The sequence below is a fragment of the Dyella marensis genome (assembly GCF_049532885.1).
In the GTDB taxonomy this organism is placed as follows: Bacteria; Pseudomonadota; Gammaproteobacteria; order Xanthomonadales; family Rhodanobacteraceae; genus Dyella_D; species Dyella_D marensis.
The window spans coordinates 3,566,617-3,592,267 of record NZ_CP064029.1; the positions used below are offsets into that span (position 1 = coordinate 3,566,617).

The following is a 25,651-nucleotide window of genomic DNA, read 5'->3' on the forward strand; positions in this document are numbered from 1 at the left end:
TGAAACGCCCGTTCTGCTAGTTTTACGGACTTTGCACCCCACCTACGACGGACCCGTGCATGTTCGAGCGCGTACTCATAGCCAACCGCGGCGAGATCGCCTGCCGCGTGATCCGCACCTGCCGCCGCCTGGGCATCCACACCATCGCGGTGTACTCCGAGGCCGATGCCGATGCGCAGCACGTGCGCCTCGCCGATGAGGCCTGGCCGATCGGCGGGCCGCGTCCGGCCGACTCCTACCTGCGCGCCGACGCCATCCTCGACGTAGCCCGGCGCAGCGGCGCCCAGGCCATCCATCCTGGCTACGGTTTCCTGTCCGAGAACACCGCCTTCGCGCGCGCCTGCACCGAGGCCGGCATCGCCTTTATCGGCCCGCGCCCGGCCAGCATCGACGCCATGGGTTCCAAGGCGGCCGCCAAGGCGCTGATGGAAAAGCACGCGGTGCCGCTGGTGCCGGGCTACCACGGCGACAACCAGGACGCGGACTTCCTCGCCGAGCAGGCGCGCCGCACCGGCTTCCCGCTGATGATCAAGGCCGCCGCGGGCGGCGGCGGCAAGGGCATGCGCATCGTGCGCGCCGAGAAGGAATTCGCCGACGCGCTCGCCTCCGCGCAGCGCGAGGCGGCCAATGCCTTCGGCGATACGCGGGTGATCCTGGAACGCTACGTCGAGCATCCGCGCCATATCGAATTCCAGGTGTTCGGCGACAGCCACGGCAACGTCATCCATCTCAACGAGCGCGAATGCTCGGCGCAGCGCCGCTACCAGAAGGTGCTGGAAGAAACGCCCTCGCCCTTCCTCACGCCGGAACGCCGCGCCGCCATGGGCGAGGCGGCGGTAGCCGCGGCGCGCGCGGTGGATTACGTCGGCGCGGGCACGGTGGAATTCATCGTCGGCCCAAGCGGCGAATTCTTCTTCATGGAAATGAATACGCGCCTGCAGGTGGAGCATCCGGTCACCGAGGAAACCTTAAAGGTCGACCTGGTCGAATGGCAGCTGCGCGTGGCCGCCGGCGAAGCGCTGCCGCTGCGCCAGGATCAGATCCACGCGCAGGGCCATGCCATCGAAGTGCGCCTGTATGCGGAAGACCCGGAACAGAACTTCCTGCCCGGCTCCGGCAAGCTGCTGCGCCTGCGCCTGCCGGCACCGTCGCGCCACGTGCGCCTGGACGGCGGCGTGATCGAAGGCGACACGGTCACCATCTTCTACGACCCGATGATCGCCAAGCTGATCGTGCACGACCGCGATCGCGCGCAAGCGCTGCAGCGCCTGCGCGAAGCGCTGATGGCCTGCGAGATCGCCGGGCCGAAATCCAATATCGCCTTCCTCGAGCGCCTGGCGCGCCACCCGGTGGTGGTGGAAGGCCGCATCGACACAGGCTATCTCGACCGCCACCTCGAGGAATTCCTGGCCGGCGACGCCGCGCCCGCGCCGCAGCTGCTGTTCGCCGCCGCCGTCGCCGCGCTGCTGCACGACGAACATGCCGTGGCGGCGCAGGCCGCGCATGGCAGCGATCCCTATTCGCCCTGGTCCCGCGCCGACGCCTGGCGCGTCGGCCATGCCGGCAAGCGCATCGTGGCGCTGTCGCTGCGCGAGCAGCGCTACGAAGTGGAAGCCCACGGCCACGACGGCAACTATCAATTGCGCCACGGCGAGGCCAGCTGCCAGGTGCAGGGCGCGCGCCACGACGGCAATGCGCTCAGCGCCCGCTTCGACGGCGAAGCGCTGCGCCTGCCGCTGCGCGCCGATGCGCAGCGCGTGCTGCTGCACGACGCCGACGGCCGCCGCCACGCGTTCATGCGCGCGGCCGCGTTCGAGTGGGCCGCGAAGGAAGGCGGCGGCGGCAACCAGGTGGCGGCGCCGATGCCGGGCCGCATCGTGCTGGTCAAGGCCAGGCCGGGCGACCAGGTGGAAGAAGGCCAGGAGCTGCTGGTGATGGAAGCGATGAAGATGGAACTGGCGCTCAAGGCCCCGCGCGCCGGCACCATCGACAGCATCGGCGCCGCGCAGGGCGATTTCGTCGAAGCCGACGCCGTGCTGGTGCGCTTCGCCACTTGACCGGCGCCGCGCCGGACGCATCTCCCTTCACGTTGCCACGGGTCACCACCGCCATGAACGACAACCACGTCCGCATCGTCGAAGTCGGCCCCCGCGACGGCCTGCAGAACGAAAAGGCCATGCTCCCGGCCGACGTGAAGATCGCCCTGATCGACCGCCTCTCCTCTACCGGCCTGGCCACCATCGAGGCCACCAGCTTCGTCAGCCCCAAGTGGGTGCCGCAGCTGGCCGACGCCGCCGAGGTGTTCCAGGGCATCCGCAAGGTGCCCGGGGTGAGCTACCCCGTGCTGGTGCCGAACGAACAGGGCTACCGGCGCGCGCGCGAAGTGGGCGCCACCGAGGTGGCGGTGTTCACCGCGGCCTCCGAGGCGTTCAACCGCAAGAACATCAATGCCGGCATCGACGAATCGATCGAGCGCTTCCGCCCCGTGCTGGAACTGGCCCGGGCCGAAGGCGTGAAGGTGCGCGGCTACGTGTCCACGGTGCTGGGCTGCCCCTACCAGGGCGAGGTGCCGGTGGCGGACGTGGTGCGCGTGGCCGCGCGCCTGCACCAGCTCGGCTGCCATGAGATCTCGCTGGGCGACACCATCGGCGTCGGCACCCCCGCCAAGGCCCGCGCCATGCTTAAGGCCGTGGCGGCCGAGGTGCCCATGGCCGCCCTGGCCGTGCACTTCCACGACACCTACGGCCAGGCCCTGGCCAATATCCTCAGCTGCCTCGAGGAAGGGGTGCGGGTGGTGGACAGCGCCGTGTCCGGCACCGGCGGCTGCCCGTACGCCAAGGGCGCCACGGGCAATGTGGCCAGCGAGGACGTGGTCTACATGCTGCACGGCATGGGCATGGAAACCGGGGTGAACCTGGACCTGCTGGTGGCGGCGGGGGCTTGGCTGGCCGCCCAACTGCACAAGGAAACCGCCAGCCGGGTGACCCGGGCGCGCACTGCTGCCTGAATGGGCTCTTCAGGGCGCTTCGCCGCGAACAGGCGTTTTCGCGAGCCCCGGCCCCTCACCCCGGCCCTCTCCCCGAGGGGGAGAGGGAGCAAAACAGGCAGTGACAAGCAAGTTGTCACATAAGCCCGTATAATCCGCCGATTCGCCCTTGAGAAAACCACGCGACGGCCATTCCGGCCGCCCGAGCCCACTCCATGTCCATCGAAAATCTGCGCAATATCGCCATCGTCGCCCACGTCGACCACGGCAAGACCACGCTCGTCGACCAGCTGCTGAAGCAGTCCGGCACGCTCTCCGAGCGCACCGTGCTCGCCGAGCGCGTGATGGACAGCAACGACCAGGAAAAGGAACGCGGCATCACCATCCTGGCCAAGAACACCGCCATCACCTGGCAGGGCAACCGCATCAACATCGTGGACACGCCCGGACACGCCGACTTCGGCGGCGAGGTGGAGCGCGTGCTGTCGATGGTCGACACCGTGCTGATCCTGGTCGACGCGATGGACGGCCCGATGCCGCAGACCCGCTTCGTGACCCAGAAGGCCTTCGCGATGGGCTTCAAGCCGATCGTGGTGGTCAACAAGATCGACCGCCCCGGCTCCCGCCCCGACTGGGTGGTGGAGCAGGTGTGGGACCTGTTCGACCGCCTCGGCGCCACGCCGGAGCAGATGGACTTCCCGATCGTCTACGCCTCGGCCCTGAACGGCTACGCCTCGCTCGACCCCGAGACCCGCGAAGGCGACATGACCCCGCTGTACGAAGCGATCATGAAGCACGCGCCCAAGCCGGAAGTCGATCCGGAAGGCCCGTTCCAGATGCGCATCAGCCAGCTGGACTACAACAACTTCGTCGGCGTGATCGGCATCGGCCGCATCCAGCGCGGCACCCTGAAGAAGAACATGCCGGTGGCCGTGATCGACCGCCACGGCAAGAAGCGCCAGGGCAAGATCCTGCAGGTGCTGGGCTTCATGGGCCTGGAGCGCATCGAGCAGGAGACCGCCGAGGCCGGCGACATCGTGGCCATCTCCGGCATCCAGGAGCTGACCATCTCCGACACCGTGTGCGCGCTCGACACCCCCGAGGCGCTGCCCGCGCTGACCGTGGACGAGCCCACCATCAGCATGACCTTCCAGGTGAACAACTCGCCGTTCGCCGGCAACAAGGACCTCTCCGGCGGCAAGTTCCTTACCAGCCGCCAGATCAAGGAGCGCCTGGAGCGCGAGCAGGTCCACAACGTGGCGCTGCGCGTCGAGCAGGGTTCGGACGCCGACAAGTTCCTGGTTTCCGGCCGCGGCGAGCTGCACCTGTCGGTGCTGATCGAGAACATGCGCCGCGAAGGCTACGAGCTGGCCGTGTCGCGTCCGGAAGTGATCATCAAGGAGATCGACGGCCAGAAGATGGAGCCGATCGAGCAGCTGGTGGTCGACGTGGAAGAAATCCACCAGGGCCCCGTAATGGAGCGCCTGGGCGTGCGCAAGGGCCAGCTCAAGAACATGGAGCCGGACGGCAAGGGCCGCGTGCGCCTGGAGTACATGATCCCGGCGCGCGGCCTGATCGGCTTCCAGAACCAGTTCAAGACCCTGACCCAGGGTTCGGGCCTGCTGTTCCACGTGTTCGACCACTACGGTCCGAAGGAAGAAGGCCAGATCGCCAAGCGCCTCAACGGCGTGATGATCGCCAACGCCGCCGGCAACACCCCCGCCTATTCGCTGGGGCCGCTGCAGGAGCGCGGCAAGCTGTTCGCCGCCGAAGGCGATGCGGTGTACGAAGGCCAGCTGGTCGGCATCCACTCCAAGGACAACGACCTCACCGTCAACGCCATCAAGCCCAAGCCGCTGACCAATATGCGCGCCTCCGGCAAGGACGATGCGATCCAGCTCACCCCCGCGATCAAGTTCTCGCTGGAGCAGGCGCTGGACTTCATCGACGACGACGAGCTGGTCGAGATCACCCCGAAGGAAATCCGCCTGCGCAAGAAGCACCTCACCGAGAACGACCGCAAGAAGGCTTCGCGCGGCGGTTGATCGGCTGTTGGATGCTTTGACGAAAGGCCGCCGCAAGGCGGCCTTTCCGTTTCCGGTGCCGGCACATCGTTGACGTTGACGTGCCACACCCGCATGCCACCATGCGCCTTGCCGCGGAAACATGGGCCGCGCCGCCACGGAGTAAGGATGAAATCGCTGCGTTTCCTGGCAGTCGCCGCCCTGCTGTCCGCCGGCCCGGCCCTGCGCGCTGACGAAGCACCGGTGTTCGTGCCGCAATTCCTCGGCGCGCAATACACCCTGATCGACCAGCACCAGGACCGCGTGCATTCGCCCTACTCGGGCCCGCTCAGCCTCAGCGCACGCACCGACACCGCCCGCTCGCACACCTTCGGCGCCTACTTCGGCGTGGCCCTGCCCGCGCATTTCCAGTTCTACTTCGACGTGGAGATGTTCAAGGGCCAGGGCGTCAGCGGCGCCACCGGCATGGCCGGCCTGCCCAACGGCGACGTGATCCGCTCCGGCTCCGCCAACCTGGGCAAATCGCCCTACGTCGCGCGCCGCTTCCTGCGCTGGACCCTGCCGCTGGGCGACGACACCGAGGACAACGAGCGCGCCATGGACCAGCTGCCCGGCAAGGAAGCCGCGCGCCGCATCGAAGTGAAGATCGGCAAGATGGCGATCAATGACGACTTCGACAAGAACCGCTACGCCGACGGCACCCGCACGCAATTCATGAACTGGGCGCTGTTCAACAACGTGGCCTGGGATTTCGCCGCCGACACGCGCGGCTACACCGAAGGCCTGATGCTGGGCCTGGTCGAAGCGGGCTGGAGCCTGCGCTACGGCATCTACCGCATGCCCACCGAAGCGAACGGCTCGCGCCTGGTGGAATCGCTGCGCAAGGCGCGCGGGCAGCAGCTGGAATTGACCCTCCAGCCGGACAAGGATGGCTGGGCCTTGCGCGCCCTGCTGTTCCAGAACCAGGCGAGCATGGGCGTGTACCGCACCGTGATAGCGCAGGCGCTGGCCACCGGCAGCACGCCGGATATCCGCGCGGACGACCGCCCCGGCCGCAAGAAGTACGGCATCGGCCTCAATGGCGAACTGCCGCTGGCCGATGGCGGGGAAACCGGTTTATTCATGCGTGCCGGCTGGAACGACGGGCGCAACGAGTCGTTCGCGTTCACCGAAGTGGATCGCACGCTGAGCGGCGGTTTCCAGCTGTCCGGCACGCATTGGGGACGCCAGCAGGATCACTTCAGCCTGGGCCTGGCGATCAATGCGCTGTCTTCGCCGCACCGCGAATATCTGGAGCTGGGCGGCAGCGGTTTCGTGCTGGGCGACGGCGCCTTGAATTACGGCCGCGAACAAATCATGGAGGCGTACTACAGCTTCGTGCCGTTCGAGCATCTGACGCTGAGCCCGGATGTCCAGTGGGTGCGGCACCCTGGCTATAACCGCGACCGCGGTCCGGCGAGATTCGTGGCGCTGCGTGCGCACGTGGAGTTCTGACGGGACCGCGACAACCTCTCAATCCTCGTCATTCCGGCGCAGGCCGGAATCCAGTGACGTCGGGGCTCGATTGTCGCGATATCGCCCACGCATTTCGCTTTTGGGCGATGACGCGACAATCCAACACTGTCGCTACTGGATTCCGGCCTACGCCGGAATGACGGCTAGGCGTGGAGGTGTTCGAATCCCTCGATCGCCGCCTCCTCCGTGCGATGCATATCGAACACCAGCACCTCGTTCTCTCCCGCCTTCAACCACGAGGCAGGACAGAACAACCGCTGCTGCGGCCCGATCCGCCAATACCTTCCTAGCAGATACCCGTTCACCCACACATAGCCCTTGTCCCAGGCGCTCATGTCCAGGTAGGTATCCGCCGTCTTCTGCAGCGCCAGCGTGCCCTTGAAGAACAGCCCCGGCCGCTCCGGCTTGCGCGCCAGCGGACGCAGCCCCGCCAGATAAGCATCGTCGAGCGGAAAGCCATGCGCCGACCAGTGCCGCTGCACTTCGCCATCCAGCCGTATCTCACCCACGATGCCCTTGCGGTCCGCCATCGCCTGCCCATAGCCGACGTGCCCGAAGCTGTCGACCAGGATCTCGATCGCCTCGCCATCCTGCGCATGCGGCGCCGGCACCTCCACGTAGGTGGCCTCGCGCAAGCCCGGCTTGCGCACGCGCGAGATGTAGCCGAGATAACGCCCCGCGCCGAACACGGTCGCGTAATCGCGCACGCCTTCGACGGACAGGCGCCCGCCCTTCGGTGACATCGCGCGATACAGCACCATGCCGTGGTCCTGCCCGAACAGCAGCTCGTTCGCCACCGGCCCCTGATCGAGCGGCTTCGCTGGCGTAAGGTTCTCCCACAGCGACGCATACGGCTGCAGCTCGAACTTCGCGAACCGCATCGCCGGCGGCGCCGCGGGAACCGCCGGCAGCGGCTGTGCCAGCTTCTCGCCGATGATGCGGCGGAACTCGCGGTAATCCGCCGTCGCCGCGCCGCGCTCGTCGATCGGCGCGCCGTAGTCGTAGCTGGTGATCACCGGATCGAACTTGCCGTAATCGGCATCCGCATTGGCGCCCGCGCCGAAACCGAAATTGCTGCCGCCATGCGCCACGTACAGATTGAACGAGCGCCCCTCGGCCATCAGCTTCTTCAGCGTCGCCGCGTAATCGCCGCGCTGGAACTCCTGGTCGCCCCAATGCGTCAGCCAGCCGGGATAACCCTCGCCCACCCACACCGGCGCCTCGCCGGCGATCGCCTGCGCCGCGGCGAAATCGGTATCGCCGTCCAGGCCCAGCGCGCTGCCGGGCAGATACGTCTGCTGCTTCTGGATCGTGCCCAGCCCATCCGAAATGGAGAACGGCCCCTCGATGCCGCGCTCGCGCCACATCGCCTGGATCCGCTGCAGATACGCCAGGTCGCCGCCGAACGAGGCGTACTCGTTCTCCACCTGCACCATCAGGATCGGCCCGCCCTTGTCCGCCATCAGCGGCGCGATATGCGGCGCGATCGTGTCCAGATAACGCGCCACTGCCCGCATGTAGCGCGGATCGTCCTTGTCGCGCACGCGGATGTCCGGCTCGCGCAGCAGATACGGCGGCAGCCCGCCGAAATCCCATTCGGCGCATACGTACGGCCCGGGCCGCAGATACACCCACATGCCTTGCTGCTGGCACAGCTTGATGAAGCGCACGAAGTCGCGGTTGCCGCTTTCCAGATCGAACACGCCGGGTTCTTGTTCCAGCGCGTTCCACATCAGATAGATGGCTACCGTGTTCAGGCCCATCGCCTTGACCATGCAGATGCGCTGCGTCCAGTACTCCGCCGGCACGCGGATCGGATGCATCTCGCCGCTGCGGATCTGGAATGGACGGCCATCCAGCAGGAACTCGCGCTTGCCGAGTGCGAAGCGATGGACGCGGCCATCGGGCGCAGGCTCCGCATGCTTCGGCGGAGCGGTTGCCGCGTCGACACGCAGGCTCAATGCACCCAACGGTGCGAGCGCACTCAGGCGCAGGAAGGCTCTTCGCCGCACGGGAACTCCTCAGGCTGGCAGGGGATGGAGGCGCATCCGCGTGGCGTCCGGGCTGGGCGAAAGCCGTTCGATGGTAGCGCGGGCCGGCAGGCCCCGCCGTGCGCGAATGCCCACGGCTGCCGCGCCCTGGCGAGCGCCCCGGGCCCGGAGTAACCTCCGGGGTCCTTGAGGGGGAATCAGGGTCATGCCACACGGAACAGGGAGTTCTGGCACGGGCGGCAGCGGCTCCGGCAGCGGGAGCGGGAGCGGTTCTGGCAGCGGCGGCTCGGGAGGCGGGCGCCCGCGCAGTTCCACGCCTTCGTCGTCGTCTTCGACCTCGGGGCAGCCACTGCAGCGTTCGTCCACCTCGTCCACGCGCACGTCCAGTACGACGCTGTCGCCCATGGTCACGCCATCGCCCAGGCCGACCACGCTGTCGCCCGTGTTACGCAGTGGCGCGACCAGCGCGCCACGGCCTTCGATCACCACCACGGCATCGACGACCTCCACGCCGCCGCCCTCGTCCACCACCTCCTCCTCAGCGCTTTCGCCCATGCTGCCCTTGCATGGCGGCGCGACGCATTCGACCGCGCCGGCCACCTCGTCCGGTGCAGCATCGCCATCGAGCTCGCTGTCGCCGATGCCACCGCCGCCGACCGCGCCGCCGACGCTGTCGCCCATGCCTGGCTACAAGGCCTCGTCCGACAAGACGTTGACCTCGGGGCAGGCTTCTTCCGGCGGCTTCCGCCCCGCCGGTACCGAAAAAGTGGTGCAGGCCAAGCCGATCGACGAGAGCGAGTTCCGCTCACCGTCCAACCCGACCACCTCCGGGCACAGCAGCGGCTACCACGAGAGCTTTCTGCCGACGGACGCCATGCGGTTCCTGTCGCGGCGCAAGGTCAACACCGACGGCACGGCCACCATGCCGGCCTGGAGCGGCAACAGCGTGCTGCCCAAGTACGCCGGCAGCACGATCCTGGAACCGAACGTCAGGCCCGTCGCCGAAGCCAGCGACGGTGCGCGCACGGATACCGCGCAGACCGTGCTGAGCGTGCCCGGCGGCAAGCCCGCGGGCCATACCGGCTCCGGCGTCAAGACGACGGGACAGGCCGCGGCGCACGACTTCCTGCGCCACCAGGGCATGCGCACCCTGCAGGAACCCGGCGTCACCTCCGGCGTGGCAGGCACCGTCGCCGGCGCCATGACGGTCATGAGCGTCGCTCCGGGCCAGATCGCCAGCACCGCGCAAGGCGCCGGCAACCTCAAGGACGTGCAGGCCCGCTCGAGCTACGAGGAGCGCAGGAACGACGCCAAGCGCAAGCTTGGCGCGTACTACCAGTCGCTGCCGCCGAAAGAGCAGAACGTCGTGATGAAACTGGCCAAGCAGGGCATGGGCGATCTCAAGGACAGCGGCCGCCGCCTGCTGCCCGACCGTCCCCACTCGCCGCTGCGCGATCCGACCGGCGGTACCGGGGCCGCCCTCAGCGGCGGCGGCTACCTGCCCATGCCGCCCGTGCTTACGCCGACACCGCCGCCGTCCGCGTTCGCGCCCATACCCGCCAGCAGCTCGTCGAGCTCGTCGTCGACATCCAGCACGCACCAGACGCCGACGATCGGCACGCCTGTCGTCACCGCGCCCCCGAGACTGGCCACGACGGCCACCACCACGACCACCGTCGCCACCGCCACGCCGCCGACCACGCCGAGCACCGCGGCCGGCGGATCCGGCGCCGATGCCCGCGGCATCGCCATGGACATCACCAGTTCGTTCCGTTCCGATCGCAAATAGCCGTACGCGCGCAGCCTGCCGCGACCGGATGACGATCCGGCTCAGTCGCCGGCAGCGGCGCAGAACCGCAACCGATGCGCGACCTCCCCGGCGAGGCGCCATGGATCGCCGGCGGGTTCCGTAACGTACGGCTCGCGCGAGCGCGCCCAGGACTGCTCCATCGCGTACCAATCGATCGGCTGCGTCCGACTGCCGTTCAATCCACCCAGCAGCGTGTCGAACAAACGCCGCCACCGTTGCGCATACAGCCCGCCGACCAGGCCCGCCAGCTCGCGATTGGCATAGTCGTGCAAGCCGCCGCGGTCGGCACCCGAGCGGTCGCCCCAGCTGGCCAGGATCGAGCGCTGGTCGTATTCGAGCTGCGCAGCTTCGGCATCGTCGCGCGCGGCGGCCTTTGCGTGCATCAGCCAGCGGCCGAGCAGGAAGTCGGGATCGGAGGCGAGCAGGCGGTCGAGCATTGCCATGTCGTCCATCCATGCGGTGGTCAGTGCCTGGAACTGCTTCGTGTCTTTCGCTTCGTAGGCTGCCTTGATGCGCGGCAGCAGCAGCCGCGATTGATTGCTGAGCGCCTGCCGCGTGATGTCGACCAGGTCGTGGCGATACGCAGAGGTGGTGCGCAATGCCGGCGCCACCTCGAGCAACTCGCATACGGCGCCGTTGAAGCGTGCGAGATCGTAGCGCGCAGCGGTGGGCGACCAGGTCGCCGCGCTGCGTACATCCAGGCTCGGCCTTGCGCCAAACAGACCGTCGTGCGGTTCCGACCATTCGCCCGACGGCATCGCATAAGCGGTCCGCGCGAGGATCCGCCATGCAGCGCGCGCATGAGCGTCGCCGCCTCCGTAGCGGTACACCGCATAGCGCTCGAGCCAGCGCGGCGCATCGTCCGGCACCGGCGTCCAGGCCAGGGCCGTGAACAGCGCATACGTGGCCGGATCGGTGCCGCTGCCCTCCGGCATATAGGCGATGCCACGCAGCGAGCCCGCATCCTCGCGCCGCCACGCGGCGAAGCGCCGGATCCACACATCGGCGTTCGCCCCCAGCGTGGTGTGGCCGCCGAAATTGGGAATGGTGCCGAATGCGAACGGCGCGCCCGCCCAATCGCGTTTGCGGTCCATGCCGTTGTAGCGATCGGACAGGCCATCGACGATCAGCAGGCGCTCGTGCGGCACCGCTTCCATCACCGCGTGCGGCGGATTGTGCTGCCAGCCTAGCAGCACCCAGCGCGCGGCAGGATGCGCGGCATCCAGCGCAGCGAACACTTGCTTCGCCGCGTCACGCACCGGCACGTCGCCAGCCCTGCCGCCCTCATGCAACAGATCCATCTTGTACAGCACACCATCGCCGAACAGCTCTCGCTGGTGGCGATAGAACGCAGCAGCCACCTTGGCGAAATGCGCATCGCGCGGATCCAGCCAGTCCGGCCGCTGGAATCCCACCCACTCGCCCTGCGGCACCAGCGCCGCACCGGGCTGCTTCGCCGCGAAGCCCGGCGGCACCGTGCCGAAATAACCCGGCAGCACCGGCTGCATGCCCAGTTCGCGCAGGCGCTCGACGATACGGCGACCCAATGCCACTCGCTGCGCGAACAGTTGCGCCGATATCGGCCCGCCGAAACCCGACATGTTCTGCAGCAGCCACCACGGCTGATGCGCGGGTGCCGGAATCCACGCGCGCAGTTCATCATCGCTATAGCCGAACTCACGGAACGCGCGGCGGTACACCTCCTCCGCGCCCACCGGCACGAACACCTCGTTGATGCCGCGCAATGCGAGCAGGTCGATCTTGTGTTCCCATCCCGGCCAGTCGAGATAGGCATCGGAATAGCCATCGTCGACGTCGTTGAGCGCGAAGCGGTCGGGCACCACCGCGTGGCTTTCGATCGGATGCGTCGGCGCAGGCAGCGTGGCGGGCAGCCGGTCGAGGCTGTCGCCCGGCCAGCCGATGCTCACTTGCGGCACGTGTTCGAGATAAGCCTCCGCGCCGGCCAGCAGCGCAAGTGGCGATGTGCCGGCGATCTCGATATGGCCCGCCAGGCCGCGAATGCGGTAGCGCTCTTCCGTGCCGGACGGCAGTGCGACCAGCGCGATCTGCTGCGCATGATGCGGCAGCAGGCGCTGCAACGCCGCGCGTGCGGGCCCCACTTCGAAAGCCGCGCCGGCATAGGCAGCGCACGATGCCACGGCCAGCACGCCCGCCAGCAACCCCTTCATCGTGCCGGTGCGAGCCATCGGTACTCCTCCCATGGGCCAGAGCCGCCAGATTACTTGCTCGCGCGCCTGCCTCGCGGTGCCGGCGGCACCGGCCGCCGGCTCACTGGCAGGCGGCGGCGACCGCGATTAGTCTTCGGGGTCCTTGATGGGGATCAGGGCAATGCCAGGGAAGCCGGACGCAGCAGGCGGTGGTTCGGGATCAGCCAAGCCGCAGGGCACGCCCCCTGCCGCGCGGCCGTCGGGCCGTGCGCCTGGCGGCGTTGCCCCACCCACCGCTCCCCCGCTGCGGTTACCGCCGCCCATGCCAAGGACGCATGCGTCACCCGGCCTGACCCGCATGCCGCCGTCGACGCCGTTGGTGCCGCCCCGCCCATTCGGCGCCGCGGCGCCGTTGACGATGTCGCATAAGCCTCAGGCTGCCACGGGGTCTTTGCCCGCCCGGCACATGCCTCCTTCGTCACCATCACCCGTGGTGCCTTCATCCGGGGCGCTGGCAGGCATGGGGACGACACCGGCCGCCGCCAGCTCGCCGGAATCGCTGTCGCCGATGCCGGCGGCGGGCTTGCGCACGCCATCGCCGGCCACTCGATCCGTATCGTCTCAACATGATCCGCGCCGTGCGGCAACCGCCGCCGCGGCAGGCACGCTGTCGCCGATGGTGACGCCCCTCACTCCCGCGTCGCGGCCGCCCATGGCGCCCCGTTATCGCGCCGCGGACGACCGGACACTGACGCCTTCGCAGGCCAAGGCCGGAGCGTTCAAGAAGGAAGCCACCGAAAAGATCGTGAAGGGCAACAAGACCACCTCGGCGGAATTCCGCGCCGCCTCCAACCCGACCAAGGCCGCGTCCGCGCATAGCACCGGATACCACGAAGCGGCTGCCCCCACCGACATGGCGGTATTTCTGTCCGGCCGCACCAAGGGTGCGGTGGAGTCGACCCTGCCCGCCACCAAGAGCAAGTCGGCGCTGCGCCATTTCTCCGGCGGGAAGATCCGCGAGGCCAACGTCAGGCCCGTCATGGACGCCAGCGATGGTGCGCGTACGGATACGGGCAGAACCTTCGTCAGCGTGCCCGGCGGCGGCGCGGCCGGACATAGCGGCTCGGATACGCATACCGCCGGCCAGGCTGCGGGACACGATTTCAATCGCGTGCAGATGATGAAGATGCTGCGGGCGCCCGATCTGACGCCCCCTTCGGCCGGCGTAGCCTCGGCCGCGCTGATGGTGATGAGCATGGCGCCCGGAGAACGCGCCGCCAGGGTCAAGGATGCGGGCAAGCTCAAGGACCGGGGAGCGCGCAAGACCTATGAAAGCGATCGCAACGCAGCCAAGACCAAGCTCTCGCGCTATCACCGCGCGCTGTCCGCCGCCGATCAGGCCACGGTAATGCGCCTGATGAGCGGCGCGATGGGCGATCTCCAGGACAGCGGGCGGCACTTGCTGCCCGACGCGCCTCATTCGCCTTTGCGTCATCCCACCGGTCCGACCGGAGCAGCCATCGCCGGCGGCAGCTATATGCAACCTCCGCCACTGGCGCTGCCTCCACCCGCGGCGGCTTCAGGCACCTCCGTCGCAGCGCCGCGCTCCACCCACCAGGCCGCGACGGCAAGCGCCTCTTCCGCGGCGTCACAGCAGCCGCCCCCGGGCGCTGCGTCTGGAAGCGCCAAGCGGAGGCGCGCGGATTCCCCGCCTGCCGGCACTGTCGCGGGTCCGACTCGGCCCGCCGCGGTTCACGGCAGGCAGACAACGCAGGTCGTTGCTGACCCTTCCACTTCACGTGCCACCAAACGCGCTCGTGCGGAACCCCAGATCGCCGCGGCGGCGACAAGCGCAAGTGCAGGACCGCATTCACCTGCGGCCACCACACCCTTCCCGTCCCCGCGCGACGTCAATCTGGATGTCAGCAGCCATTTCCGTGCGCCCCGCTAGCAGGGCGACACCTGCCGCTATTTATCCCGCCGCTTCAGCACGAAGGCCTCCACGGTCTTGCCCGTCCGATCGATCACGCTCACTTTCAGCACGCGCTCATCGGCTTCGACCCGCGCGATCTGGTCCTGGCCCAGCGCCAGGATGGTGAAGTCGTTGCCGCGCTCGCCCGGCTTCACCCGTTCCAGCCGGTGCAGATGGCCGGCGATGAACAGGTCGACTTTCGCTTCGTTCGCGCGCTTCGTCCATTCGCCATCGGCGCCGTCCAGCCAACCCCATGCGGGATCGTGGCCAAGCACCACCGTGAACGGCGCAGCGCGCACCCGTGGCTCTTCAGCCAGCACACGCTTGAACCAGGCGTATTCCTCTGCACGGTATGCGCGCAGATCGTTGAGGCCCGCATAGACGTTGGTGGCGTCAGGCTTGTCCTCGCCGGTATCGACCACGACCAGATGCACCGGCCCCTGGTCGCGCGTGTAGTAGTAGCGGCTTTCCTGCGCATGCAGATAGTCGCCGAGCGAACGGGCGAACTCGCCGCGGTATTCGTGGTTGCCGCGCGCATAGAGCAGCGGCATGCGGCCCTGCAGCCCCGTCGCCAGCGGTTCCAGGAACTTGTCTTTCACCTGATTCTCGCCGGTGGCGTAATGCACGCCGTCGCCGGTATGCACGACGAAGTCCACCGGTTGGCGCTGCGCCAGTTCCGCCAGGGCGCGGACGCGCTCGACGTTTTCATGCGTGTCCGTCATCGTCGCGAAGCTGGTACTCGGCTTGGACGCATCGAACGTCGTGAAGCTGTAGACATCACTCTCCGCGGTCCTGCCGCGGTCCGGCCAGTACGGCCGCAACGCAACCACGCGCCGTGAGGCAACCCGGTACTGATAGGTGCGCCCCGGCTGCAATCCGCGCAGCACCACGCGATGCATCGTGCCCACCGGCAACAGGCCATCGACCTGTGGTACCGCCTCATGGTCGAGCGCATGCTCGCCGTAGCTGACCTTGGCGTCGCTTGGCGCATCGGTCATCCACTCGATCACCACCGAGTCCTCGGCCATGTCCAGCAGCAGCGGACCCATGGTGATGGCCGGCGTGGCGTCGTAGACCTTGTAAGGCGCGTTGGCGTCGTCGTCCACGGCGGCGGGCGCCGCCGCGGCCTTGGCTGGCACCGGCTGGGCATGCATGGTCGATATCCCGCACAGGAAAATAAGGATCGAACCTGCCTTGATTAGCCCCAAACCGGCCATCGATATCTCCGCCCGCTGCAGTTCAAATCATCCGGACACGCCATGTGGCCGGATGGGCATTCCATGGAAAGGCACGTCCCTGTGCCGTCGCTCATCAATAGTCGTAAGTCACCGAGAAGCGCAGGTAGCGCGGCGCCTGCATCACGCGCGGCGTGCCGTACAGCGGATTCAGGGTGCCGTCGGACTTGGCATACAGGTTCGGCGTGATGTTCACCACCGGCTGGCTGTTGAACACATTGAACACGTCCAGGTGCAGGCCCAGCTTGTGCGCGGCGAAGTCCGGCGTGTACTTCACGCCCAGGTCCACCTGGCGCTGCCACGGCAGGCGGCCGATGCTGCCCGGCGTCACCGGCACGCCGCGGCAGAAGTGGTACGAGGAGCCATAGCCGGACGGATCCGGGTTGTCGCCCGGAAACAGCCCCAGGCACACATTCGGCGCACCCGAGATCAACGACACATTGCCCGACACCAGCCACTCCGGCGTGATCTGGTAATAGCCCCACAGCTTGATCTGGTGGCGGTGGTCGTTGCCCTGGTCGCCATTGCTGTAGACCATGATCGGCGCATTGTCCCAGTCGGCCGATTCGCTCGGGCCGTCGGACTGCACGTTCGACTGCGTCCAGCCCTCGGTATTGCCATAGCTGCGCGAGAACACGTAGTCGAGCTTGCCGTACCACTTGCCGTCGAACGGATGCTCCAGGAACAGGTCGAGCTCGTAGTACTTGCGCTTCATGTCCGGGAAGCCGAGTTCCTCGCGGCTGAGCTTCACGTCGTGGTGCTGGCCCGCGTCGTCCACCACCACGAAGGTGTTGGCGCGGCCAGCGTTGATCAGATAGCAGCTGTTGAGCGAGCTGACGTTGTAGCCCAGCGCTTGCGCCTTGGCGGTGATCAGGTCGACGTCGCAGAAGTCGTCGATCGCGCTGCGCAGCACGCGGCGGGTGGCCTTGGCGCCGTACACCCACTCCTGCCCCAGGGTCTTGGTGAAGCCCAGGATGTACTCGTCCTGGTACATCGACTTCAGGTCCTTGGCCGTCACCGTCTTCGGGTCGGGCAGCACGCCGAAGTTGTTGTTGGCCGAGACCGGCGGCGACATCTGGGTCAGCCCGCTGGGCGTGCCGTCCGGATTGATGCCGCTGTAGGTGAAGTACTGCGTGGTGCTGGTCTGCGCGCCGGCGGCGCTCAGCGCCGGCTCCAGCGGCGAGGCCAGGTAGTAGCGGCCGATATTGCCGAACACCTTGAAGCTGGAATCGCCGTTGACGTCCCAGGCAAAGCCCAGGCGCGGCGCCCACTGCGCGGTCTGCTTGATGTACGGCTGCGCATTGGCGTTGTAGTTGGTGAACTGGTCGTTGCGGATACCGAGCGACAGCAGCAGGCGGTCGTTGAACTGCCAGTTGTCCTCGATGTACTGCGCATGCTCCACCGTCTTGACGTTGGCCAGCTGGCTGTTGACGTTCCTCATCACGTAATAGCCGGTGGCGCCGTTGGGAAAGCCCGCGGTCGGGCCCACGCCCAGGCCAGGATCCAGCGGCGCGGTCGGATGATCCGAATGGCCATAGCTCCAGCTGTAGCCCGGACCGGAAGTCACCCTGCCCTGGTTCAGCGCTTCGGCGGTGAGGTTGTCGATGCCGGCGGTCAGCGTGTGGTCGCCCAGCTTGTACTCCAGCGCCACGCGCAGGTTGGTCACCGTGTTGCCGCGGTCCGGGTCGTACAGCGAAGTGGTGGTCTGGTTGTTGAAGCGCGGCTGGCTGCCGACGATGGCCGGGTTCTGCGCGGTGATGCCCGACACGTAGGTCAGATCCGGGGCATAGCCGACCGGCTGCTGGAACGCGCGCGTCTTCATCTTGCCGTACTGCGCGGTGAGCGTGAGGCTCTCGGTCAGGTAGCCGGTGTACTTGCCCGTCCACAGGTCGCCGCCGTTCTTGGTGCTGTCGGCATGGCTGACCAGGCGGCCGGGCACCATGTTCTGGAAGTCGTAGCGGTACAGGTTGCCCTGGTAGGAGCGCTTGTTGGAGGCGCCGGTCAGTTCGACAATATTGCTGTCGTTGATGTTCCAGTCCAGCTTCGCGTACCACTTGGGCATCTTGTACTGGTAGGTCTGGTACGGCGAACTGCTGGTCACCGTGCCGACCGAGCTGCCCTGCTGCTTGGACATCTCCGCCGAGGCGAAGAAGAACAGCTTGTCCTTGACGATCGGGCCGCCGACATAGGCGTCGTAGGTGGTGATCCAGTATTCGTTCTTCTCGCGCGGCGAATACAGCGAGCCGGTCGGCAGCGGCGGATTCGGCAGGCCGTTCTCGTAATAGAAGTTCTTGGCCGAGGAACGCAGCGAAGCCGGCTCCCAGCTCGCGCGTCCGCCGAAATGCCATTCGTTGGTACCGCGCTTGCCCACCATGTTGAGCACGCCGCCGTCGGAGCGGCCGTACTGCGCGCTGTAGCCGCCGGTGTAGGCTTCTTCCTGGTCGATCGAGCCGTAGGGCAAGGTCAGGCCGCCCTCCGACTTCAGCGGATCGGTCGTGTTGAAGCCGTTGATGTAGTACGCGTTCTCGTTGGCGCCCGAACCGCCGAAGCTGACCAGCGAACCGCCGGTGGCGCTGGTGAAGCCGCCGCCGTTGTTCACCGCGCCCGGCGCCAATCGCGCCACCGCTTCGGCCGAATAGCCCAGCGGCAGCTTGGCCAGCTGCTCGGAGGTGATCACCGTGCGCGAGTCCACGCTGGTCACGTCGATCGCCGGCAGTGCATTGGCGGAGACGCTGACGCCTTCGAGGTTCTTGGTGGCGGCCTCGGTAAACGACACGTCGGTGGCCGCACCCACGCGCAGGGCCACGTTGTCGCGCGTCTGCACGGCCTGGCCGCCGCGCTTCAAGGTCACCGTGTAATTGCCCAGCGGCAGCTGGTTGGCCGAATAACGGCCGCGCTCGTCCACCGCCACGTCGCGCTGCAGGCCATTGCCGCTCTGCAGGGTGACGGTATCGCCCATGCCCGCCGGCACCTGGCCGACGATGCTGCCGGTGGTGGACTGCGCATGCGCGATGCCGCCGGTGAGGCTGAGCGCGATCAACAGGCTCAATGGGCTTGGACACAGACTCTGGTACTTGGCTTGACGCTTGTTCATTTCGGCAACTCCCCAATCGTTTTATGGCTCATTGATTGACCGCTCCTTCCCCGCTGCCGGCGCGCGGCCGGCAGCTATCGGCGTCCATGCCGGCCCTTTCAAACCATCCGTTCGAAACTCAGCAGCGCGGCGCTGCCGCGCGGCACGGCGATGCGCGCCGCGCCTTGCGTATCCAGGTGCACGTCTTCGTTGGCATCGGCGAAGCTCACGCCATCGCGGCTGTCCAGCGCCGGCGCGCGCAGGCGCATGGTGTTGCCCTTGCCGTAGCCGGCCAGGCCGCCGACGGCGACGTCGGCGTCGCGCAGGCAGTCCTTGTTGATCAAGGCGACCAGCACGCTGTCGCCGCGCCGCGCGGCATAGGCGCCGAGGTTGGCGCCGCCGGTGTCGAAGCGCGCCGGCAGCATGCGTGCGCCGGCAAAGCGCTGCGCCAGCTCGATGCCGTGGAACAGCGGCCGCGGCTGGAAACCCAGTTCGACGTTGCCGGCGATGGCCGCATAGCGGGAACTCACGGCATCGCGGCGCGCGGCGATGTCCGTCGCCGTGGTGGACGCATTGGCTTCGCGGCCAAGAGAAGCCTCCACCGAAGCCAGCGTGCCGCCATGGAAATGGATGCCCGCCACGCCCAGTTGCGCCAGTGCGAGCATGAAGTCCGCGCCCCAGAGCGCGGAAGCGAAAACGTTGCTGACGCCGTCGCGGCCGCCGAAGTAATACGAGTTGGCTTCGGTCAGGCGCAGCGGCAGATGCGTGGCATCGGCAAGGCCCGCCAGGCGCTCGGTATCTTCGATGCAACCTGGATCGCCGCCGAGCAGGTCGCCGATCGAACCGCGCGGCGCGGCATCGCGATAGTAGTGGCGGCTGAGAAAAACGCTGTCCTTGCCGTGCCGCCGGGCGAACTCGGCTACCCAGTCGGAGTTGGCGCCGGTATCCGGTCCGCCGAGCGGCAGGCTGGCCTTCCGCAACGCTTCGGCGTACGGCAGCCACATCGCCTCGAAGCTGGCGTAGTCCTTGGCGTAGTTGTTCGCCTCGTTGCCGATCTGGATCGCCACCAGGTCGTCGCCCACCGCCTTGCGCACGGCCAGGGCCAGCTCCAGCGCCATCGCCGGCACGCCGATCTTCAGATTGACGCCGAAGATCAGCTTCCAGCCGGTCGCGCGCAGGAAGCCGGCCAGTTCGCGCAGGGCTTCCGGCCGAAGCACCACCGGATGCTGCGGTCCGCCCTTGCGCGCCGGCTGCGGCGGCAGCGTGCCGCGGTATTCGCTCCACACCGTGAAGTCGCTGGTATTGCCGCCGATGCGCAGCACGCCCCGCGGATTCATGCGGCGCAGCAGTTCCACCAGTGAGCGATTGCCGGCCGAGAAGAAGGTCGGATCGGCCAGCTGGCCGGTCTCGTAGCTGAGGCTCGCCAGCGACTCGCTGACGACGCGCCCCGTTCCTTCCGGTTTGATCGCGAAACTCGCCTGCGCCGCATCGGCCACGGACGGTGCCCGCTCCGCTGCCCGCGCCAGCCCGCCCAGCGTACCCGCCAGCGGCAGCAGGGCCGCCGCTTTCAACAGTCCGCGCCTCGTGCGCTCGAACGTGGTCATGCCTACCTCCCCGAAGATCGCCGATCGTCCGCGCACCTCCCGTGCCGGACGGCTGGATCCGCTCAGCGTGTGGGTGTCAGTTCCAGCGTCAGCACTTCGAACGGCGCCAGCTGCACCGTCGCCGCATGGTCGGCATCGAGCGAAGCGGGCACCTGCCCGCCGCCGGTCTTCCACACGTCGCGCACGCCGAAGTGGCGCGCGGCATCGGCCGGCAGCTGCAGTTGCCGGGCCAGGTCGAGCACCGCCGTCTGCGGCTGCGCATCCGGATTGCGCAAGGTGACGATGGATTTCTTCGGCGACCACGCGCCCCAGCCGTACACGTCCAGGCGTCCCGGGTCGCCGCCGATCCAGTGCGAATCGCGCAGCACCTCGGCGTTGTCGCGCGCCCAGCGCGCGGCCTCGGCCAGCACGTCCCAGTCCGCTTCGGTCAGCAGCGTGGGCGTGATGTAGAGCTCCTGCAGCTGGGTGCCGGTGGCGAAGTACGAGCGCACTTCGCTGGCGAAGTCGTGGCCCGGATCGCTGCCGAGGTTGCGGTTTTCCTTCGCATAGATGATGCCGTGGAGCATCAGCGAATTGAGCGGGAACAGCGGCCCCTTCACCACGATATTGCGGTAGGTCTCGCGGTCGCGGTAAGTGATCCAGCGCTCGCGCTTGCTGCCCACGCCGGTGAGGTCGTCGTCCTCGCCGTCGCGCCAGATCGAATCGGCGTAGCGCAGCCAGAACGGCGAAGCCGTGGTGCCGGTGGTCAGGTTGATATAGGTGCCCGGCTTGGCCGCGCGGATGTCCTCGATCAGCTGGATCGCCGCGCCGAAGTCGCTGTCGAACACGCTGCCCGGGAATACCTTGTCCGCATTGCCGGTGCCGTCGAACTTGAACTGGTTGACGCCGTCCTTGGTCACCAGCTCCATCACCGCATCGTGGAAACGCTGGTAATACTTCGGGCCGGACAGCGCCAGGCCGCCGTCGATGATCTCGTAGCCGGCCTGCGCGCCGCGCTCGGCACGCTCCTTCTTCGGCGGGCCGTAGCCGCCCCACGGCGACAGCCACATGCCGGGCGCCGCACCGTACTTAGCGGCGGCGTCGCGCAGCGGCAGGAAGCCGTGCGGGAAGTCCTTGCTGAAATGCCAGCTGCCGCTGCGGTCATCCCAGCCGTCGTCGAACAGGAAGGAATCGAGCTTGACGTGGCGCTTCACGCTCAGCGCCTCGCCGAAGGCATGGATGCGGTCCAGCGCCTGCGCTTCCGTGTAGGGCGTGAAGTAGCCGATGTCGTACCAGGAGTTGTAATGCAGGAATGGCGCGTAAGGCCGCGCGCGTTCGCGTTCGACGTAGGCGGCGAAATCGCGGCGCAGCTGGTCGCCATGGGTGGCGCCGATCACCGCCGAGTAGGTCACCGACTGCCCCTTGCGCAGCGGCAGCTCGCGGTCGATCCACAGATTCACCTTGCTGCCGTGCACCTGGCTGCCGGACAGCGGATGCTCGAAGCCGAGGTAATCGCGGCCCGATACCACCGGCGAGCCGGCCACCGTGCCGATCACTTCCGCATCGGCGATCTTCGCCTGCAGCAGGTCGATGCGCTTGATCGCCTCGTCCTGCTTCAGCGCCGTGACGGTGACGATCTCGCGCAGGTAATCCGAACCTTCGCGCTGCACCAGCTGCCAGTCGACGCGGAAGCGGCCATCGGCGTCTGTGAAGCTGGTCCGCACCGACTGCCCCTTGAGGCGCTCGGCCAGGCGCGAAGCCTTGGCATTGGCCTTGAGCGCCGCTGTCTTCGGCGCAGCGCTGGCGCGCATGTCGGCCGTGGTGATTTTGCTGCCGTCGGCGAGGGTCAGCACGAAGGGGGCGGTGACCTCCAGCGGGCGCTGGTTGATCTTGTCGTCCACCACCAGGCGATCGAGCTTGCCGTCGGCATACGACCAGCGCGCGGCGATGGCGTTGTTGCCGAAGGCCGCATCATCCGCGGCCTGGGCGGAGCCGATGCCGAGCACGGCGAGCAGCACGGCGATGAATTTGCGGCGCGGCCTGGCTAACGCAGGCCGCAGCGAAGGCGGAAGTTCGGATACGGATACAGGTGACATGCCGCAGTTCTCTCCAGTTCTGGAAAACACCACGGTCCTCCCCGTGGCCTCATAACACCGTCCCGCGCGCCGCCGCTCCCACGGCGTCGCGCGGTGTCGTCAACCGTCGTAGCGGACCAGCTGCACCTCCGGCAGCAGCGCTTCCACCTGCGCCCGCTGCACATAGCCGGTCTCCTCGTGCAGCGCGTTGGCCGCGCCGCAGGCCACGCCCAGGCGCAGCGCCTGCGCGGGCTCCTGGCCGCGCCGCAGCGCCACCGCCACGCCGGCCAGGAAGCAATCGCCCGAGCCCACCGCATTCGCGCTGTGCGCGATGGCGAGCGAGGCGTGCCAGCAGGCCGCACCGTCGAAACCCAGCGCGCCCTGCGCGCCGAGCGTGATCACCGGGAAGGCCACGCCGCGCGTGTGCAGCTCGCGCGCCACGGCGGCGGCGTCTTCCAGCGTGTCCACCGCGCGGCCGGCCAGCTGGCCCGCCTCGTCGCGGTTGGGCTTGAGCAGGAAGGCGCCGGCAGCGGCGGCCAGGCGCAGCGCTTCGCCGCTGGCGTCGACCAGGCAGGGCAAGTGGCGCGGCGCGATCTGGCGCAGCAGCGCGGCATAGGTATCTGCTTCGAAACCGCGCGGCAGGCTGCCGGAGAACACCATGGCGTCGGTGTCTTCCACGCAGCGCCACAAGGTGTCCAGCAATTGCTGCTGCGCGCGCGGCTGCAGCAACGGGCCGGGATCGAGCACTTCGGTCATGCGCCCGCCGCGCTCGCGCAGCGCCAGGCAGTGGCGCAGCTCGCCGGGAATTTCCACGCCGTGGAACAGCACGCCGCGCTCGCTCATGCGGCGGGCGATCAGGTTGCGATGGAAGGCATCGGTCAGGCCGACCAGCTGCACCGGCTCGCCCAAGGCGGCGATGGTCTGCGCCACGTGCAGGCCCTTGCCGCCGGGATACGCCTGCACCGCGGCGGCGCGCTGAACTACGCCGGGCTCCAGCGCGTCCAGCGTATACAGCCGGTCGATCGCGGTGTTGAAGCCGGCGACGGTGATCATGCGGCGCCCGCCAGCAAGGCCGCGACTTCGTCCGCGCTGGCCTGGCGCGTGGTGCCGCCGATGCCGCGCGTGGACAGGCTGCCGCAGGCATTGCCCCAGCGCAGGCAGTCGCGCAGCGGCAGCTGGCGCAGCCACGCATGCAGGAAGCCCGCATCGAAGGAGTCGCCGGCACCCGTGCTGTCCACCGCTTCGATGGCGAGCGCCGGTGCGATCAGCAGCGCGCCGTCATGCAGCACCGCGCAGCCTTGCCGGCCGCGCTTGGCCACGATCAGGGTGCGGCCGTTGTCCAGCGCGGCCAGCGCCTTGCGCACGTCGGTCTCGCCGGTCAGCGCGCGCAGCTCTTCTTCGTTTGGCAGAAATACGTCGACGTCTTCGAGCACGCCGCGCAGATCGTCGCCCCAGCGCTGCTCGGGATCGAAACCCGGATCCAGCGAGATGCTCAGCCCGGCCTTGCGGGCGCGCGCGAACAGTTGGCGGATCTCGGGGCGCAGCGCTTTCTGCAGATAGAACGAAGACACATGCAGGTGGCCCGCGTCCGCCAGCAGTGCATCGCTGACATCTTCCGCGCGCAGCGCCGCGATGGCGCCGCTGAAGGTCACCAGCGCACGGTCGCGCGGCGTGGACAGCGAGACGGTGATGCCGGTGCGCAAGCTGGCTTCCGGCTGCAGCGAAGCGACGTCGATGCCGGCCTCGCGCATGGCGCCGAGGCAGTAGTGCCCCCACGCATCCGCACCCAGCCGGCCATGGAACGCCACCGCATTGCCCAGCCGCGCCAGCCCCATCGCGCAGATCATCGAGGAACTGCCCGGCGTCATCAGGAAATCGTCGGCCAGCACTTCCTGGCCCGGCGCGGGCTCGGCATGCAGGCCTTTCAGGACCAGGTCGACATTGACCTCGCCCACCACCAGCACGCGCCCAGGCACGGCCGTCGTCACGCGCCGTTTCCGTGCAACGTGAAGGACTGCACCACGCGCGTGAGCACGCCTTGCGAAGGTGCATCGGGGCGATCGCCAAGACGCAGGCAACGGAAGAATGCCAGCAGCTGGCCCACCGCCACGTCCGCCAGCAGCGAAGGCAGTTCGCCGTGGTGGCCCAGGCCGGCGAGTTCGATCGCCACGTCGCCGGGCCGCAGCACGTCGGCGGGAATGCCCTCGCCCACCACCAGCTTGGCCAGGCCCAGCTGCTTGCGGTCCAGTTCGCGCAGCAGGTCCAGCTCGTAGCCGCGCACCGCCGGATCCGCCGACAGGAAGCCGACGATCAACGTGCCGGGGCGGATGCTCGACATCGGCCCGTGGCGCAGGCCCAGGAAAGTCTCGGCCATGGTGATGACCTTGCCGCCGGTCATCTCGACCATCTTCAGCGCCGCCTCGTGCGCGGCGCCGATGCCGCCGCCGCTGCCCAGGTACACCGCGCCCTCGACGTTGCGCGAAGCCAGTTCCGCCAGCGCCACGGCTTGTTCGTCGAACAGGTAGTCGACCACCGCGGCCAGCGCGGCGACGGCCTGCCCGGTCAGCACGTCGGCGCTGTCCAGCAGCAGGCCGGAACCGGCCAGCAGCAGGTTGGTAAAGCTGCTGGTCATCACCAGGCTGCGGTCATTGGTGCGCTCGTCCAGCACCAGCACGGTGACGCGCGGATCGTGGTTGTAGCGCGTGGCGAGCTTGCCGTTGGCATTGCAGGTGATCACCAGGTGCCGCCATGCCGGCGCATCGGCCAGCACGCGGTCCACCACGCCGCAGCTTTCGGGGCTGTCGCCCGAACGCGCCAGCGAGATCAGCAGGCCCTCGCCCGGCGGCAGCACGCCGCGCCAGTGCGTAAGCAAGGTGCCGGCGGCGATCGCCTGCGCGGGAATGCCCAGGCCCTGCTGCAGCGTGGGCGCCAGGCATTCGCCGATATACATAGAGCTGCCCGAACCGGTCAGCACGATGTGCGGCGGCCGCGGCGACATGGCGCGCGCCAGCCGCTCGCGCACCGCCGGCTCGCGCAGCAGGGCCGCAGTGCCGCGCCAGGTGGCGGGCTGCTGCAGCACCTCGCGCAAGGTGTCGGCATAGCCGGCCGTCTGCTGCTCCGCCACGGGGCGGCTGCGCAGTCCGGAAAGACCATCGTTTTCTTTCGTTTTCTTATCAACTATTGACATTTCGGCCGTTTCGCTCGAATGTGAAACCGTTC

Annotated in this window: 17 protein-coding genes; 6 read left to right on the top strand and 11 right to left on the bottom strand. The window is 68.1% G+C overall.

Annotation, left to right across the window (positions count from 1 at the left end):
• The first annotated feature begins 59 nt into the window (after positions 1–59).
• The 4 genes from ISN75_RS15395 (at position 60) to ISN75_RS15410 (ending at position 6,504) form a co-directional block, all read left to right on the top strand.
• Complete coding sequence (locus ISN75_RS15395; protein ID WP_343818518.1) at positions 60–2,057, top strand: acetyl/propionyl/methylcrotonyl-CoA carboxylase subunit alpha; 1,998 nt, start codon at positions 60–62, stop codon at positions 2,055–2,057.
• A 53-nt stretch (positions 2,058–2,110) separates the two neighbouring features.
• Positions 2,111–3,007 (top strand): hydroxymethylglutaryl-CoA lyase, encoded by an 897-nt coding sequence (locus ISN75_RS15400; RefSeq protein WP_168646967.1) that lies wholly within the window; start codon positions 2,111–2,113, stop codon positions 3,005–3,007.
• Positions 3,008–3,201: 194 nt separating this feature from the next.
• Complete coding sequence (typA, locus tag ISN75_RS15405) at positions 3,202–5,031, top strand: translational GTPase TypA (RefSeq protein WP_167254027.1); 1,830 nt, start codon at positions 3,202–3,204, stop codon at positions 5,029–5,031.
• A gap of 147 nt (positions 5,032–5,178) precedes the next feature.
• Positions 5,179–6,504: a carbohydrate porin gene (locus ISN75_RS15410; RefSeq protein ID WP_343818515.1), complete on the top strand. Its 1,326-nt coding sequence runs from the start codon at positions 5,179–5,181 to the stop codon at positions 6,502–6,504.
• A gap of 164 nt (positions 6,505–6,668) precedes the next feature.
• Here the strand turns inward: ISN75_RS15410 and ISN75_RS15415 are convergent, their stop codons facing one another.
• Together ISN75_RS15415 and ISN75_RS15420 are read right to left on the bottom strand one after the other, a co-directional pair.
• Positions 6,669–8,537 (bottom strand): beta-galactosidase, encoded by a 1,869-nt coding sequence (locus tag ISN75_RS15415; RefSeq protein ID WP_343818513.1) that lies wholly within the window; start codon positions 8,535–8,537, stop codon positions 6,669–6,671.
• A 9-nt stretch (positions 8,538–8,546) separates the two neighbouring features.
• Positions 8,547–9,197, bottom strand: coding sequence for a hypothetical protein (locus ISN75_RS15420; RefSeq protein WP_343818512.1), 651 nt, complete (start codon positions 9,195–9,197; stop codon positions 8,547–8,549).
• Here ISN75_RS15420 and ISN75_RS15425 point away from each other — a divergent pair.
• Positions 9,196–10,305, top strand: a complete 1,110-nt coding sequence (locus tag ISN75_RS15425; protein ID WP_343818511.1) for a hypothetical protein — start codon at positions 9,196–9,198, stop codon at positions 10,303–10,305. The genes ISN75_RS15420 and ISN75_RS15425 overlap by 2 nt on opposite strands.
• A gap of 41 nt (positions 10,306–10,346) precedes the next feature.
• Here the strand turns inward: ISN75_RS15425 and ISN75_RS15430 are convergent, their stop codons facing one another.
• Together ISN75_RS15430 and ISN75_RS15435 are read right to left on the bottom strand one after the other, a co-directional pair.
• Positions 10,347–12,533 carry an alpha-N-acetylglucosaminidase gene (locus ISN75_RS15430; RefSeq protein ID WP_343818510.1) on the bottom strand — a complete coding sequence of 729 codons (2,187 nt, stop codon included), beginning with the start codon at positions 12,531–12,533 and terminating at the stop codon, positions 10,347–10,349.
• Between the two features lie 393 nt (positions 12,534–12,926).
• Positions 12,927–13,085 (bottom strand): hypothetical protein, encoded by a 159-nt coding sequence (locus ISN75_RS15435; protein ID WP_343818509.1) that lies wholly within the window; start codon positions 13,083–13,085, stop codon positions 12,927–12,929.
• Positions 13,086–13,206: 121 nt separating this feature from the next.
• Here ISN75_RS15435 and ISN75_RS15440 point away from each other — a divergent pair, with 121 nt between their 5' ends.
• On the top strand, positions 13,207–14,445 hold the full coding sequence (locus tag ISN75_RS15440; RefSeq protein WP_343818508.1) for a hypothetical protein: 1,239 nt from the start codon (positions 13,207–13,209) through the stop codon (positions 14,443–14,445).
• A 17-nt stretch (positions 14,446–14,462) separates the two neighbouring features.
• Here ISN75_RS15440 and ISN75_RS15445 read toward each other — a convergent pair whose 3' ends face one another.
• The 7 genes from ISN75_RS15445 to ISN75_RS15475 form a co-directional block, all read right to left on the bottom strand.
• Complete coding sequence (locus tag ISN75_RS15445; protein ID WP_343818506.1) at positions 14,463–15,620, bottom strand: metallophosphoesterase family protein; 1,158 nt, start codon at positions 15,618–15,620, stop codon at positions 14,463–14,465.
• Positions 15,621–15,777: 157 nt separating this feature from the next.
• Complete coding sequence (locus ISN75_RS15450) at positions 15,778–18,795, bottom strand: TonB-dependent receptor (RefSeq protein ID WP_343818504.1); 3,018 nt, start codon at positions 18,793–18,795, stop codon at positions 15,778–15,780.
• A 98-nt stretch (positions 18,796–18,893) separates the two neighbouring features.
• The gene (locus ISN75_RS15455; protein WP_343818502.1) at positions 18,894–20,378 is read right to left on the bottom strand and encodes a hypothetical protein; all 1,485 of its coding nucleotides are present in this window, start codon (positions 20,376–20,378) and stop codon (positions 18,894–18,896) included.
• Positions 20,379–20,440: 62 nt separating this feature from the next.
• The gene (locus ISN75_RS15460; protein ID WP_343818501.1) at positions 20,441–22,453 is read right to left on the bottom strand and encodes an enterotoxin; all 2,013 of its coding nucleotides are present in this window, start codon (positions 22,451–22,453) and stop codon (positions 20,441–20,443) included.
• 99 nt (positions 22,454–22,552) lie between these two features.
• On the bottom strand, positions 22,553–23,485 hold the full coding sequence (locus ISN75_RS15465; protein ID WP_343818499.1) for a hexose kinase: 933 nt from the start codon (positions 23,483–23,485) through the stop codon (positions 22,553–22,555).
• Positions 23,482–24,420, bottom strand: coding sequence for a carbohydrate kinase family protein (locus tag ISN75_RS15470; RefSeq protein WP_343818497.1), 939 nt, complete (start codon positions 24,418–24,420; stop codon positions 23,482–23,484). The genes ISN75_RS15465 and ISN75_RS15470 overlap by 4 nt, the downstream gene beginning before the upstream one ends.
• Positions 24,417–25,556, bottom strand: a complete 1,140-nt coding sequence (locus ISN75_RS15475; protein WP_423385081.1) for an SIS domain-containing protein — start codon at positions 25,554–25,556, stop codon at positions 24,417–24,419. Before ISN75_RS15475 ends, ISN75_RS15470 begins: the two co-directional genes overlap by 4 nt.
• Positions 25,557–25,651 lie beyond the last annotated feature (95 nt).